Raw genomic sequence first — 13,092 nt, forward strand, 5'->3', positions numbered from 1 at the left:
TTGAATAAAAATTCTATACATCATGTCAGAAAAAATCTACTAGAGCGTTTCACAGAGAGTGTAATTCCTGGAATAGGAGCCTTTTTTGGGCTCTCTTTTATCGGTTTAATTGCGCAATCGGTTCATCAGATGCTCATTATCGCCCCATTTGGGGCGACGGCTGTTCTCCTATTTAGTGCACCTGAGAGTCAGTTTTCAAAACCGTGGAATGTATTTATGAGCTATATAATCTCAGCGATCATCGGTTTTTTAATTTTGCGTTACAGTAACGGTCAATGGCTGGCAATCGGCGGAGGATTTGGGATTGTTATTATGCTGATGCATCTCTTCAAAGCAATCCATCCACCCGCCGGAGCCAATTTCTTGATCGTTACGCAGGGACATATTTCCTTTTATTTATTGTGGCCGCTTTTTATAGGTCTAATAACGTTGGTTATTATCGGAATTGGCTTGCACAAAATACGAAAAAAAATTACACTCCGCTAAAGGATACAAGAGTTATTTCTTACCAAAAATAAGAGTTTTTCCGTATCGTCCGCCCCAGACAATAAATAAAAGAATCCATCCGCATGCTGCCGCATCAAATAGCCAAGGATGTGAACCTCCGAATGCAGTGTCTACAGAGAGTGCAAAGCGTGCGAGGATAACAACTTGAGTCCACCAAAACAACACTATGGACACTTTGTCCGCTTCCGGAGATTGTCCGGAGTGTCCGAGCGTGACGCGTGTACCAAACCCGATCAGTATGGTGGTTAAAAAACCTAATGCCAGCAGATGGATCTCAGCAAATAAGAAACTCATATTGTAAACCATTTCGATAATTTGGATTAAAGACCCGATCAAAAGTCCGACCGGAAGCCAGAATAGGGCGAGATGAAGGATCCAAATAATCGCAGGTGAATTAAACGGATGGAGTTTCCATTGTAAAAACTCTCGAAGCAGGTAGAGGGACAGGAGAATACCGACAATTGCTTCTCCTGCGGTGAAGGCAATAAGGGCAAAGAGTGTTTTTACAATGAATGCACCGAATACCGCCTCGACAAAATATTTAGTTTTAGATTCATGTGAATGGCTGAAAAAGGGGATCATCCGCTGAGCGACGGAAAAAGTGAGGAAGACAAAGAAAAAATTAACAATGATGGGAGGAATCAGCGCAAACCAGTTTTGAAAATTCCAAACCAAACTGATACCGAATGCAATGATCCACAAAAGATGCGTTATCAGCGTAATACCGTGAGCTACTAATATCCAAAAAGGGTCTTGTTTGGCGGGAGATTGACCGATTTTGTATATCCAATAGAGTGCAAAAACTGCCATAGAATGAGTGAACAAGACAGTAACCATCGCAAATAAAGCCAACCATGCCGAAAGAAGTGAGCCTGCAAAAAAGAGCACTGCCCCTATTTGATAAAGCCAAATGATACGAATATAGGCCTCTTTCGGGATTGCCATCGTGGAACAAAAGCGGGGAAAAGTCGTAAATAAAAAGCCGTGAAAAAACTGAGCGAAGACCAGGAATGCGAGAGAATAGAGATGGAACTGATTTTCACTGATGCTGAGAGTAATGATCCCTTTATGAGAAAGTACAAAAAGCACCATTGATACAATGGCCCATAATAGACCGAAAACAAAAAATGGCTGATGCGGCTGGGATAGAAAATAGTTTTGTTTTGGTGGCAATGGAGTCGCCCTAAAAGTAGACATTCTGAGTTCCTTATAACGTTTATGGGAGTATATCGAATTAGGAAATATGAGGTATTGACGAAGGTCAAGAAATGATCCCCTCTGTTGAGGAGAGGAAGAGTATTTAAGAAACTTTTTTGTCTTCACAAAAATGGATTCGATCTTTGTGCTCTTGTTTTTTGCCGATGTTGAAGCTTTCGACTGGACGGTGGTAGCCCATCACACGGGTGTAAATAACACATTTAGTCCGTTTAGACAAATGTGTATATAAGATGGTTTCTATTTTCATGGTATATCCTTATTTGATTAATTATGCACCCGGAAGATCCATACGGTGCTCAATGGAATAGGTAAAGGTTGGTGTTGTCAATCCGGTAATCTGGGTAACGTATTCTCCAGTTTTAGCGTTAAACACCAATATTCTGCCGCAGGTCCAATCGGAAATGTACATGTGTTCTCCATGTGCTGAAGGTTCTCCATGGAGTAATCGAGGAGTGATAAGTTCGCCTTTCTCATTTTTCACAGCGCCAATGTTCCACTCTTTAATTACTTTGAGATTACTTGGATCGATGAGTTGAACCATCCCCTCTTTGGTAGCTTGAATAATACGTCCAGTCATCAATGTTTCTTTGTTAACGAGATCTACTCGGTTGTAATTGTCTTCACCGCCGATCACATTATCCGCCCATAAAAATGGCGTATGTTCGTTGGTTCCGATAAAAAGTCCACCGCCCGCTGTTTTGGTATGTTTCAATACATGCCATTGATTATCCCAAATGGTGACATCTCCTACGTTCATGTTGACCGTTGCGTGGAGCTGTTTGCCGAGTTTTTCGTTATACCAACTTGAACCTTGTCCCGGATGCGGTTTACTTCCTGGTCCAGTGTAGACTTTATCTGTCAATGTTTTGGTTTTGAAATCGACAATTCCCATAACATCGCTCCCTTGTGAAGCAATCATATAGTAGCGTCCTACCTCTTCACCTTCGTTCAAAAAGGCATCATGCAATATTCTGCCGATTTTTGGAATGTCGCCGACAATAGGAAAGTCCGGTTTACTGTAGTCGACAATATAAACATGTCCTGCATCTTTAAGAGCAAACGCAATATAAGGACCGTACGGAGTATCGGCAATCGATGCAACACGAGAAGATCCGATTTTTCCATCCATATCTTCTACTTTATCGGTTGCATAGACTTTTAGCGGTTTAAGGGTCATAGCATCCAAAAGTACAGCACCGCCTGGAACATAGTTTCCTGCCATCAAATAACGTCCATCTGGAGTACACGCGAGTCCGCGGCTATCACTTCCTACCCGTATTTTAGCGATCATCGGCTGCCCCGGTGCATTGAGATCAAACATGTTGACCCATCCGTCACGGCTGATATTGTAGACATAACGAGGAATACGTTTATTGACGACAGTAACGTGGGTTGCAAAACCGGAACTGTGTTTTGAGAGGACTTTATTGGTTGTACCATCAATAAAGCCAACTTTAGATGCATCGCGTTCGGTAAATACCACTATGTCTTGAACGCTTTTCACATCGGTCGGTTTTGGGTATTTTTTATATAATTCTTCACGGTCTTCGAGGACTTGATAGGTCGCAGCAACATCTTCAAGGGTAAGTTTGGTTAACTGTTTTGCTTCATATTTTAATAGATATTGGACCATTTTATCGGCATCATCACTAGTAAATTTACTTTTGAACGAAGGCATTGCAGTACCGGCTCTACCGCTTAGTATCGTATCCCTGAGGAAATAATCCCCTTTTTTTCCAATTGCTTTGGGATCAAGTGAACTTCCTACACCGCCTTCATGATTAGGCCCATGACAACCTTGGCACTCTTTTTCAAACATTTGGGCAACATCCATTTTTGAATCTCCCGCCATGAGCGGAAGGGTCGCAAAAATAGCGCCCGCAAGGGTTATACCAAGAACTTTTTTCATTTGTCACTCCTTGTACTTCTTAAATATGGATAATGTATACACTTTATTGATTTTATGATAAAGCTTTTAGATACCCATCTGAGTTAGTGTACTCGAAAAGGGTCCGAAGCTCCATTGATATAAATCAAATTTTGAAAACTTTTAAGTAAAGAGCTCTTTTAATCCCTCCCGATTTAATATGGTGAAGTTTTTTCCTTCATCGCTGATAAGCCCGAGAATTTTGATTTTTTTAAAAGAGCGTGAAAGCGTTTCAGGAGTAAGTCCCAGAATCGTTGCAATTTTATGTCGTCTGGTCGAATCAGAAATATCCCCATTTTCATATAGGAATTTCGCTACACGGGACGTTGCATCCAGAGCCAGTCGCGTTGTAATAATATTTTCGAGGTATTTTAGTTTTTGTGTCAGGGATTTTATCAATTCAAAAGATATCGTAGGATTCTTCAAAAAATCACGTTCAAAAAGGGGGTAATCTATTTCAAATACATATCCATCTGTTTGAAACTCGGCGGTTGCAGGAAACGGTATGTGGTAGAGATTTGCCATTTCTGCAACCAGGGAGACAGGATAAAAATAGTGAAGAACAATTTCATTTTCTTTCATATCGGTTTTGTAGGCTTTGATGATACCTTTAATTAAAATATAGAGTTTTTCTGAGGAAGAACCTTCATAAAATAGAGTTTGACCACTTTGATATTCTCGAAATTTTCCAATCGATGCCAACCGAGCTAAATCATCTTCATTGAGATGAGAAAAAAGAAAGATATTTTTTAATTCTTCCACCATTGCATGCTCCTTTTTCCGGTTTTATTTAATATTTATTTGAAAATAGCGAGTGTTAAAGTTTCAAATTAATTTGAGCAAACCATGCCCGACTTTCTGCTTTTTCATAACTGTAATATTCTATATTCAGAATGTTTGTGATCGCAAGATTAAGATCAATATTTTTATTAATCCTGTATCCGATTTTACTATTAAAGATTCCGACACTGTCGATAGAACCATATACATTGGAGACTGTATCGCTGTTATCGGAATTATTGTAGATTTTGGATTGATAGTTGTAATTGAGCAAAGCATAAAATTGCTGGTTATCATAACTGAGAGAGACATTGGCCATATTCTCAGGTATACCGGCAAAACGTTTACCGATTAAAGCAGGTTCGATGGAATCTTCTAAAATTTTGGTATAGGTTTTGGTATAGTTGGTATTGAGAGCAAAATCGTATTTTAGCGGTTGGGTATAGGCAAGCTCATAGCCTTGGCTTCTGGCTTTACCGACGTTAATCCGTTCATAATAACTTTTCCCGCCGATAAGAACAGGCGGTTTTGTCGAGATCATGTTTTCAATAATCGTATGAAACCAATAGGCTTTAAAAAGGCCGTTTAGTGGTGTTTTTTGCTCTGCTCCAAAATCATAAGATTCGCTTCGTTCAGGAGTTAGATCAGGATTTGCCATATAGACACGATTGATAGCGGCGATCTCGTATGTCCGATATAGATTGACCGGATCGGGTGCTCGAAATGCTTTCCCCCATGATGTTTTGAGAGTCGTATTCTCTCTTGCTTGATAATTAAGGGATACTTTTGGAGAAAAGTTATCCGTATGTTTGGTAGGGTAAGTTTGATTGAGCGTCATATTGGAAGCATTCGCATCGGAAACATACCCATCATATCCGCTCCATGACTCGAATCGTCCACCAATATTAGTCGAAAGTGTATCGGTAATATCACTTTGAATTTCAGCAAAACCTGCAATAATAAGTTCTTTTCCACCGGAACTCGACGTCATGAGTGTTTTTGAGTCTTCATCTCTCCAATCTAATAGCGTATCGGTGTCTGAAACTGACGTGTTACGTTTGAATTCTCCCCCTAAAAGCAGTAATGAATTCCCCATAGCTTTTTGCCACGTTGCGTGGAGCATAGTATTTTGTGCTTCTCTTGGGGTTATGGTACCGCTACCTCCGTTTTGTGTTGCCGTTGTGCCTGCAGAGGAATACCAATCTCGTACGGACAACAGTGAATAGCGGATATCAAAAGTGGAGTCAGAAAAATTATGGTGGTAATCGATAGTGTAAAGATCACTGGTTAAATCGTTTTGGCCTTGTAGAAATTTACTTTCTTTTAGCCCTGAAGATGAGGAACCCGGATACGAAAAAACTGTATTCTCAGATGAATTCTGTGTAATATAGGATTCGGGATCAGAATAATCGATATGATAATGTGACTGCCGATAAGATGCACTTAGTGTGTCTTTCGTAGTCGGTGTATAGAGCAGTTTGGTGGATAAATCGTATTTGTTAACACCGCGATTGCCGGCATTTCCGACAATCCATTGTGCCGTACTTGGTATTGGCGCAGATATTTCTTGGATAAACCCGCTGTAGCCTGCTTTTGGTTGGGATACTGTCACAAAATCGGATCGGTATCCATCAGAACTCAGAACTCCATAACTGATTTTAAATTTTAAATGATCAGAAATTTTATCGGCAGCCGATACGTAAATCTTGGTTACATTGGCTTGAGCTTCTCCATCGCTGAACGCATCTCCGTATCCGATGCTGGCTTTGTATTCAGGAATATCTGGCATTCGGGTAATATAATTGATAACTCCACCCATTGCACTGCTACCATAAAGGCTTGAAAACGGGCCTCGAATCACTTCTATCTGTTCCAAATCTTCAGGTAGGATAATATAGGGTGTAGATGCACTGCTCGTGTAGCTGGTATTCATAGGTATACCATCTAACAATATCATAGTACGTGATTGATCCGGAATCCCGCGAAGCACTACAGTAGGGTTGATATCCGACAACCCTCTGTGTTCTATTGCCGTAACCCCTTCTAAGCTTTTGACAACCTCTTTGAGATGGTTTGCAGGCAACATATCAATCGCTTCTTTTGATAGGACACTTACGCTTCCCGGAGCATCTTGAAGAGTAGTTTCGGTCTGGGTTGCCGAAATGATAATAGGATCTAGAGTGACTCCATCAGCCATGAGATAAGTGGCGGAAAGAAATGAAAGCATGATATATTTTTTCATGTTTGCTCCTGTCGTATGAATATGTTAGAACAGGAGTTCGTCCAAGCAGTATAGTGCTTTATCAGTGCTGACCTTAAGGAGGGTTTTATTAATCTATACTGCTCGAACCAACCCCTCATGAGGGGAGGGTGTTATTTGCCGATATGAGCTGCCAATGCAGTGATTTGAGCATCATTCAAAGAGGCAACTTGGCCTTTCATAACCGCTTTTGATGCAGCACCGTAACTTCCGTCTTTGTATCCTTTAAGGGCAGCCGTAATTTGATCTTTAGTCATGTCTTTAATGATTTTACTTTTACCCAAGGCTGATTTTTCGCCTTGTGCTCCATGGCAGACTGCACATTTTTTGAATAGATCTGCACCTTCGTCCGCCATAGAAGTACTCCATAGGCCGAATAGCACACTTACTGCGATGAACACTTTTTTCATTGTAAACTCCTACAAAAAGAATACGTCATTGTAAAGCGTTTAAGAATGAAAGTCTTTGATATAGGTCAAGTACGTAAAGTTACATAACGTTTAAGTAATACATAATCGATAATGCGTTTGGAAGAGGGGAGATTCCCCAGTGTTTCAACACCCTCACGAAATAGTTGTACATAGAAAGAGCGTGTGTATCCTGCCTGCAAAAGTGCATCCGCCATCATGATGATTTGAGATTCATTAAGAAGATCTGGGTGAAAGGTAGTTCGTACTTCAAAATCAACGGCATGCTTTTGAAGCAGGTAAAAGCTCTCCCAAAAACGGTATTCGCTTCCGCCAGCGCAGATACGGCTCATTTCAGAAGAGGGGGCTTTGTAATCGAGGGCAACATAATCCAAAAGAGATTCATTTAGCAGTGTTTGGAGTACATCAGGACGCATCGCATTGGTGTCAAGTTTAATTTTATACCCGAGAGCTTTGATGGAGTGGCAAAAAGGGAGTAAATTAGGATAGAGAGTAGCTTCTCCGCCGCTCAGGACGACTCCTTCGAGTAATCCGATGCGCTTCGTTAAAAATGCGAGCGCCGTCTCTTCATCAATATGTGCAGAACCAAGGACAATTTCAGGGTTGTAGCAATAGCTGCAACGCAGATTACACCCTGCAAACCAGAAAATAGTTGCAGGGATGTTTGGAAAATCGAGAAGTGTAAACGGCGTTAAATCATAAAGGGCTTTCATCGGACATCACGCAAATTCTTTGAGAAGAATTTCAGTATCGCATTTAGGGCAGTATTCGTGTTCGCCGTTAAGATAGCCGTGTACAGGACATACTGAGAATGTTGGTGTTACTGTTATGTAGGGGAGGCGGAAGTTGGTAATGACGTTTTTAACCATACGACGGCATGCTTCGCCTGAACTAAGACGCTCACCCATGTAGAGATGTAAAACGGTTCCACCTGTATAGCGGCATTGCAGTTCGTCTTGGAGCGTCAGAGCCTCGAACGGGTCGGAAGTGAGATCGACGGGAAGCTGAGAACTATTTGTATAATAGATATTCTCCCCTTCACCTGCTTGGAGGATATCGGGGTAGCGTTTGATATCTTCTTTGGCAAAACGGTAAGTAGTACCTTCGGCCGGAGTCGCTTCAAGATTGTAGAGATTTCCACTTTTTTCTTGAAACGTGCGCATTTTGTCGCGCATATGATCGAGTATGGTAAGGGCAAACTGTGTTCCCCATTCGGTGGAAATATTTTCGGTATCTCCGGTCATATTACGGATCATCTCATTCATTCCATTGACTCCAATGGTTGAGAAGTGGTTGTGAAACCCTTTCAGATAGCGGGCGGTGTAGGGATATAGTCCACGGTTGAACATATCTTGGACAAATACCCGTTTTTTCTCCAATGTTGAATAAGCGATGTCAATAAGAGTGTTGAGTTCATGAATCAGACGTTCATGATCGTATTTGTACAAATATCCCAATCGTGCCATGTTGATCGTAACCACACCGATGCTTCCGGTCATCTCCGCACTGCCGAAAAGTCCACCGCCGCGTTTGAGTAACTCTCTAAGGTCAAGCTGAAGTCTGCAACACATACTCCGTACATGTCCCGGCTTATAGGCATCAGGATTTTCGATTGGTTGTCCGTTTTCATCACGAAGGTATTGGCTCCCGATAAAATTTTGAAAGTAGCTGGAGCCGATTTTGGCAGTATTTTCAAAGAGCACATCGGTATTGGGCCCGTACCAGTCGAAATCTTCCGTGATATTGACGGTTGGGATCGGAAACGTAAATGGCGCTCCCGTCGCATCTCCTTCACTCATCACTTCATAAAAAGCACGGTTGATCTGATCCATTTCGGACTGAAAATCGGCATAGGTCAGATCGCTCATAGTCCTTTTGTTCCGCTCAAACAGTTTTCGCTGATGATGGGCGGTAAAGGGAAAATTATGGAACAGATGAAGGTCGTTGCAGGTCGGGAATTGTAAAGATAGATCGTCTGGTACCATCCAATCCAGAGTAATATTGGTAAAGGGCGATTGTCCCCATCGTGCCGGAACATTCAGGTTATAAACAAAACCTCGGATCGCTTTTTTGATCTCAACAAAAGATAGTTCATCGACAAAAACATATGGAGCCAAATAGGTGTCAAAAGAGCTAAATGCCTGAGCACCTGCCCACTCCGATTGTAAAATACCTAAAAAATTGGCCATTTGTCCAAGCGCTTCTCGAAAATGGCGTGGCGGTGTGCTCTCCACACGTCCCCGAACACCATTGAACCCTTCATTAAGCAATGCTCTGAGACTCCACCCGGCGCAATATCCTGTAAGACAGTCGAGATCATGGATATGGATATCACCGTTACGATGAGCCGCACCTTCGTGTGGAGCATACACTTTATCAAGCCAAAAATTTGCGATGACTTTACCAGCTAGATTGTTCACTAATCCGGCATTAGAATAGCCGGTATTTGCATTTGCATTAACACGCCAGTCAGATTTGTGTATGTATTCTTCGACGCTTTGGGTTGAGTTGACATAGGTAGTATCCTCTCCTAGCCCCAAAATATGTTCACGCTGCATTTTATGTAAAAAGCGGTAGGTGATAAACGATTTCATCACCTCGAAATAGCCAGCATCATATAGAGTACGCTCGATGAGATCTTGAATCGCTTCCACATCGACAATACCGTCATGTAAAACGCTAAACAATACTTCTGTTACGACTTTTTCATCTACGGGGACAGAAACACTATTGAAAGCTTTATAAATGGCATCTTCGATTTTAAAAGAATAAAACGGCTCAGTGGACCCGTCTCGTTTAAGAACATGTTTGATTAATTTCATTGTCTGTTTCCTGTAGAGATTTATGTCTGACGTCTAGTCATATATTTACATGGGTCATTCTAATGGAATCCAAAATAAATGTCTTTGACCTTTGTCAAATAAGTGCTAAAAAAAAGATTTTGGTAGGAAGTATGCCCCGAAGGGCAAAAGAGGAAATTAGAATTTATAATCGATTTGTAACCAGATTTTGCTGACATCTGCAGTATAACCTGTTACATCACCGGCTTTGAAGAAAGCGGCTTTTGCAAGGCCGTTAAGTCCTTTGATCCCCGGAATGGCATTGGTATAAAGAGCATCCCATTCCGTACCCAAATCGCTTTTACCACCCATGGACACATCGGTGCTAAAGTCGTGATAAACGACCATCGCTTTTCCAAGACCAGGTGCTGTATATCCAAGTGTCGCACTCATGTCAGTCAATCCTCCGGTAGGAGTTGCTCCGAGAAACTTATCTGCCCATCCGTTGAAGGCATGTAAGGTTCCCAGCGGAGCAAAGAATGACGTTTTCCCATCACCCGTGGTATGTCCGCTCAAAAACTCATAACCTGCACCGGCAAGAATACCATTGATATTGGCAAGCGCATCGAGATTGTAATAATAGGCGTCGGCTTTGACATTTGCATGGGCACTATCAGTATCACGGGATGCATCACCTTGACTTGCATACTCTGCACGATAAGCGATTTTTGCTGAAGCGAGAGGTACATCTCCGGTCAAAGCCATTCCGATCGTGTCACTGGCAGAAGAGATTATATAGTCATATGCTGTGACTTTTAACATATCACTGACCTTATACGATCCGTTCAAAATAATGGAATCGGTGTCCGATGTCCCTAAATCACTAACAGGAGCGCGACCCCATACATAAGCCCCGGTAAGAGTTAGATTGTCAATCGTACTGTCACTGATGACTGCTGCATCAAAGCTTTGCATCATTTGACGCCAGTCGACCGAACCGATGAAACGCTGATTGTCGAGATTGATAACCTGCCGTCCCACTTTGGCAACGGTCTTTCCATACTTATATTGAAGATACGCTTGTGAAAAACGAGTTTGTTCCGGGTCTACGACTTTGTCATACATTAACCCGTTTGATCCGCTGTCATAATGTTCTCCTCCGATAGGCTGTACCGTCGTTCCATCCACTTTCATGGACAACCCGTTGATACTGAGAAGGTTGGCTTCTACCCCTATAGTTGTACGGACAGTAAACGCATTTGCTTTGTCTTTGGTATTACTTTGATCATCCACACTCTCGTAACGAGGACGGATCTCTCCGTTAAACTTTGCATCGCTAAATAGGTTAAAACCATCTGCACTCAGTACATTTGGCAACAAGGTTAATACAGCTATGGCTGATAATGTAATTTTCTTCATCTTCTTCTCCTAAGTTAAAATCGATCTTTGAGATCACCGTTGTATTTGATATCTTTTTTGGTAGCATTTTCGTCATTCAGCCACTCAGGGAGATCATTGCCGGCTAATTCCAATTTGTCACGTTCTGCATTGAGTTCATCTTCGCTAAAAGCGAATGACATATCGGCTGAGATGATATGTTCCATTTCTTGAAGCTTAACGAGTTTTTGAATCTCTTCTTCAACCCCTTCACCTTCAATAGTTACAATTATTCGACCTTTTTCATCATGAAAATGGTAATCGCAAAAATCTGCCGCTTTTAAAATTTCAACGACTTCATCGGTGTATTTCGGGTTGGTTTGTACTACAATGCTTGATATGTTCATGGTATTCTCCAGTAATAAATTTTGTTATCTTCACCTGAGCCGATCAGCTGGTGCTCATCCAAAAAAATCAGCGTATCTAAAATAACTTCACCGCCTTGCAATCGGGCGATTTTGGCTCCGTCAGCAGTCACAATGACCTGTAATTCACTATCCATTCCGTCTGTATAAACCGCTCGTGACGCAGAAGGGCTTAGACCAACCGCGTAAACAAAAAAATCTGTTTCGATAAAATAGCTTTTTCCGGCACGATAAATACCGACACGGCGATCCTGTCCTGCAGATATTATGGTGTTTTGCTTGTAATCGATATGGTTGATACTGTCTACATTGATTCCGCGAAGAGTTTTTACTTTGGAACCGCTTTTAGTGTTGATCATTGTAATTTCGCCCCCTTCATCCGCAACAGCGACTAAAGATTTGGATGGGCTTAGAACCATATCTCTAAAAGTACCTCCACCTGCTTGGACTTGGTAGACAAGGGTATTTTTTGAAATATCCATAAGAACAATAGTATCACCCGAGAGACCGAAGAGTAAATGATCTAGATCAAGAAAACGGGCTTTTTTAATCAACAATCCTCGTGAATTATCGATAATTTTACGAGTTTTGCCATCGCGAACCAAATAAACATCTCGAAAAGTATTACCGCTTTCGGAGACCAAAACCGTGGCAGTTTTATAATGATCAACAGAGTATATTTTAGGTGAAGTGGATTTTTCTCCATCCATTTTGATATCAGGTATATGAATGGTTTCGAGTTTTTTAAATGAACCCGTGTCGAAGATATTGATCCCTTTGCCATCCGTTGCAGTATAGATTTTTCCGTCATTGACAACCATGTCACTGATGACTGCATCCGTTTTTATGACTTTGAGAGGAGCTATGACTGCATAAAGAGATAGGACCAAACCAAATAATAAGGATAAAATTTTCATAATATTATCTCGATTGCTGCATTAGGACATACAGAGACACAATATCCGCATGCCGTACATTTTTCTGGAATAATTATAGGTCTGTACATCCCCTCAAAAATAATTGCATCTTCCAAACAGGGATCTTTACAAGCAAAACAAATCGTATCGTGATGGGACATACACATCATAGTTGTGATACGGGCACGTCCTTGGATAAATCGATCCGCTTCATTCAAAACATTGGGTGTGCATACTTCCATGCACTTTTGGCAATCGCTGCATCCGTTTGACTTAAAATCCAGAAATGGAATCCCTTTTTCATCACGGCGGATAATGTTTTCTTCACATGCACCGATACACATTCCGTCACAGCTTTGACACTCTGTGAAGGTCACCGCCAATGAAGCGTAAGGGGGACGAATCGGTCCCCGGTTCTCCTTGAAAAGGGAACCCAGTGCACCGAAAAAACCGCGACGTGTTGGGAGTGACAT

General features: G+C 41.6%; 13 protein-coding genes. 1 reads left to right on the forward strand and 12 read right to left on the reverse strand.

Translation table 11 applies throughout. The annotated features are described in order from the left end of the window. The gene (locus PHC76_RS11880) at positions 1-486 is read left to right on the forward strand and encodes an HPP family protein (protein WP_299896862.1); all 486 of its coding nucleotides are present in this window, start codon (positions 1-3) and stop codon (positions 484-486) included. A gap of 12 nt (positions 487-498) precedes the next feature. Here the strand turns inward: PHC76_RS11880 and PHC76_RS11885 are convergent, their stop codons facing one another. The 12 genes from PHC76_RS11885 to PHC76_RS11940 all read right to left on the reverse strand — a co-directional run bounded on the left by PHC76_RS11885 (position 499) and on the right by PHC76_RS11940 (position 13,092). Further along, positions 499-1,704 (reverse strand): NnrS family protein, encoded by a 1,206-nt coding sequence (locus tag PHC76_RS11885; RefSeq protein ID WP_300210177.1) that lies wholly within the window; start codon positions 1,702-1,704, stop codon positions 499-501. 103 nt (positions 1,705-1,807) lie between these two features. Further along, complete coding sequence (nrdD, locus tag PHC76_RS11890) at positions 1,808-1,972, reverse strand: anaerobic ribonucleoside-triphosphate reductase (protein ID WP_300210179.1); 165 nt, start codon at positions 1,970-1,972, stop codon at positions 1,808-1,810. 21 nt (positions 1,973-1,993) lie between these two features. After that, the gene (locus PHC76_RS11895) at positions 1,994-3,634 is read right to left on the reverse strand and encodes a cytochrome D1 domain-containing protein (RefSeq protein WP_300210181.1); all 1,641 of its coding nucleotides are present in this window, start codon (positions 3,632-3,634) and stop codon (positions 1,994-1,996) included. 141 nt (positions 3,635-3,775) lie between these two features. Continuing rightward, entirely contained in the window at positions 3,776-4,417 is a 642-nt protein-coding gene (locus PHC76_RS11900; protein WP_300210183.1) for a Crp/Fnr family transcriptional regulator, read from the reverse strand. Between the two features lie 52 nt (positions 4,418-4,469). Next, on the reverse strand, positions 4,470-6,674 hold the full coding sequence (locus PHC76_RS11905; RefSeq protein ID WP_300210184.1) for a TonB-dependent receptor: 2,205 nt from the start codon (positions 6,672-6,674) through the stop codon (positions 4,470-4,472). A gap of 131 nt (positions 6,675-6,805) precedes the next feature. After that, entirely contained in the window at positions 6,806-7,102 is a 297-nt protein-coding gene (locus PHC76_RS11910; protein ID WP_300210187.1) for a c-type cytochrome, read from the reverse strand. A gap of 65 nt (positions 7,103-7,167) precedes the next feature. Continuing rightward, complete coding sequence (locus tag PHC76_RS11915) at positions 7,168-7,833, reverse strand: anaerobic ribonucleoside-triphosphate reductase activating protein (RefSeq protein ID WP_300210189.1); 666 nt, start codon at positions 7,831-7,833, stop codon at positions 7,168-7,170. 6 nt (positions 7,834-7,839) lie between these two features. Next, positions 7,840-9,942: a ribonucleoside triphosphate reductase gene (locus PHC76_RS11920; protein ID WP_300210191.1), complete on the reverse strand. Its 2,103-nt coding sequence runs from the start codon at positions 9,940-9,942 to the stop codon at positions 7,840-7,842. Between the two features lie 156 nt (positions 9,943-10,098). Beyond that, positions 10,099-11,319, reverse strand: coding sequence for an alginate export family protein (locus PHC76_RS11925; protein ID WP_300210192.1), 1,221 nt, complete (start codon positions 11,317-11,319; stop codon positions 10,099-10,101). A 14-nt stretch (positions 11,320-11,333) separates the two neighbouring features. Continuing rightward, positions 11,334-11,684: a chaperone NapD gene (locus tag PHC76_RS11930; RefSeq protein ID WP_300210194.1), complete on the reverse strand. Its 351-nt coding sequence runs from the start codon at positions 11,682-11,684 to the stop codon at positions 11,334-11,336. After that, complete coding sequence (locus PHC76_RS11935) at positions 11,681-12,619, reverse strand: hypothetical protein (protein WP_300210195.1); 939 nt, start codon at positions 12,617-12,619, stop codon at positions 11,681-11,683. Before PHC76_RS11935 ends, PHC76_RS11930 begins: the two co-directional genes overlap by 4 nt. Then, a complete protein-coding gene (locus PHC76_RS11940) occupies positions 12,616-13,092 on the reverse strand; it encodes a 4Fe-4S binding protein (RefSeq protein WP_300210197.1) in 477 nt (158 codons plus the stop codon). The genes PHC76_RS11935 and PHC76_RS11940 overlap by 4 nt, the downstream gene beginning before the upstream one ends.

Source organism: Sulfuricurvum sp. (assembly GCF_028710345.1).
In the GTDB taxonomy this organism is placed as follows: domain Bacteria; phylum Campylobacterota; class Campylobacteria; order Campylobacterales; family Sulfurimonadaceae; genus Sulfuricurvum.

Bases quoted from the DNA above. Each gene is read 5' to 3' on its own strand.
- PHC76_RS11910 (WP_300210187.1), bottom strand. From the start codon at position 7,102: ATGAAAAAAGTGTTCATCGCAGTAAGTGTGCTATTCGGCCTATGGAGT.
- PHC76_RS11915 (WP_300210189.1), bottom strand. From the start codon at position 7,833: ATGAAAGCCCTTTATGATTTAACGCCGTTTACACTTCTCGATTTTCCA.
- PHC76_RS11935 (WP_300210195.1), bottom strand. From the start codon at position 12,619: ATGAAAATTTTATCCTTATTATTTGGTTTGGTCCTATCTCTTTATGCA.
- PHC76_RS11925 (WP_300210192.1), bottom strand. From the start codon at position 11,319: ATGAAGAAAATTACATTATCAGCCATAGCTGTATTAACCTTGTTGCCA.
- PHC76_RS11900 (WP_300210183.1), bottom strand. From the start codon at position 4,417: ATGGTGGAAGAATTAAAAAATATCTTTCTTTTTTCTCATCTCAATGAA.
- PHC76_RS11940 (WP_300210197.1), bottom strand. From the start codon at position 13,092: ATGTCACTCCCAACACGTCGCGGTTTTTTCGGTGCACTGGGTTCCCTT.
- PHC76_RS11920 (WP_300210191.1), bottom strand. From the start codon at position 9,942: ATGAAATTAATCAAACATGTTCTTAAACGAGACGGGTCCACTGAGCCG.
- nrdD (WP_300210179.1), bottom strand. From the start codon at position 1,972: ATGAAAATAGAAACCATCTTATATACACATTTGTCTAAACGGACTAAA.
- PHC76_RS11905 (WP_300210184.1), bottom strand. From the start codon at position 6,674: ATGAAAAAATATATCATGCTTTCATTTCTTTCCGCCACTTATCTCATG.
- PHC76_RS11930 (WP_300210194.1), bottom strand. From the start codon at position 11,684: ATGAACATATCAAGCATTGTAGTACAAACCAACCCGAAATACACCGAT.
- PHC76_RS11885 (WP_300210177.1), bottom strand. From the start codon at position 1,704: ATGTCTACTTTTAGGGCGACTCCATTGCCACCAAAACAAAACTATTTT.
- PHC76_RS11895 (WP_300210181.1), bottom strand. From the start codon at position 3,634: ATGAAAAAAGTTCTTGGTATAACCCTTGCGGGCGCTATTTTTGCGACC.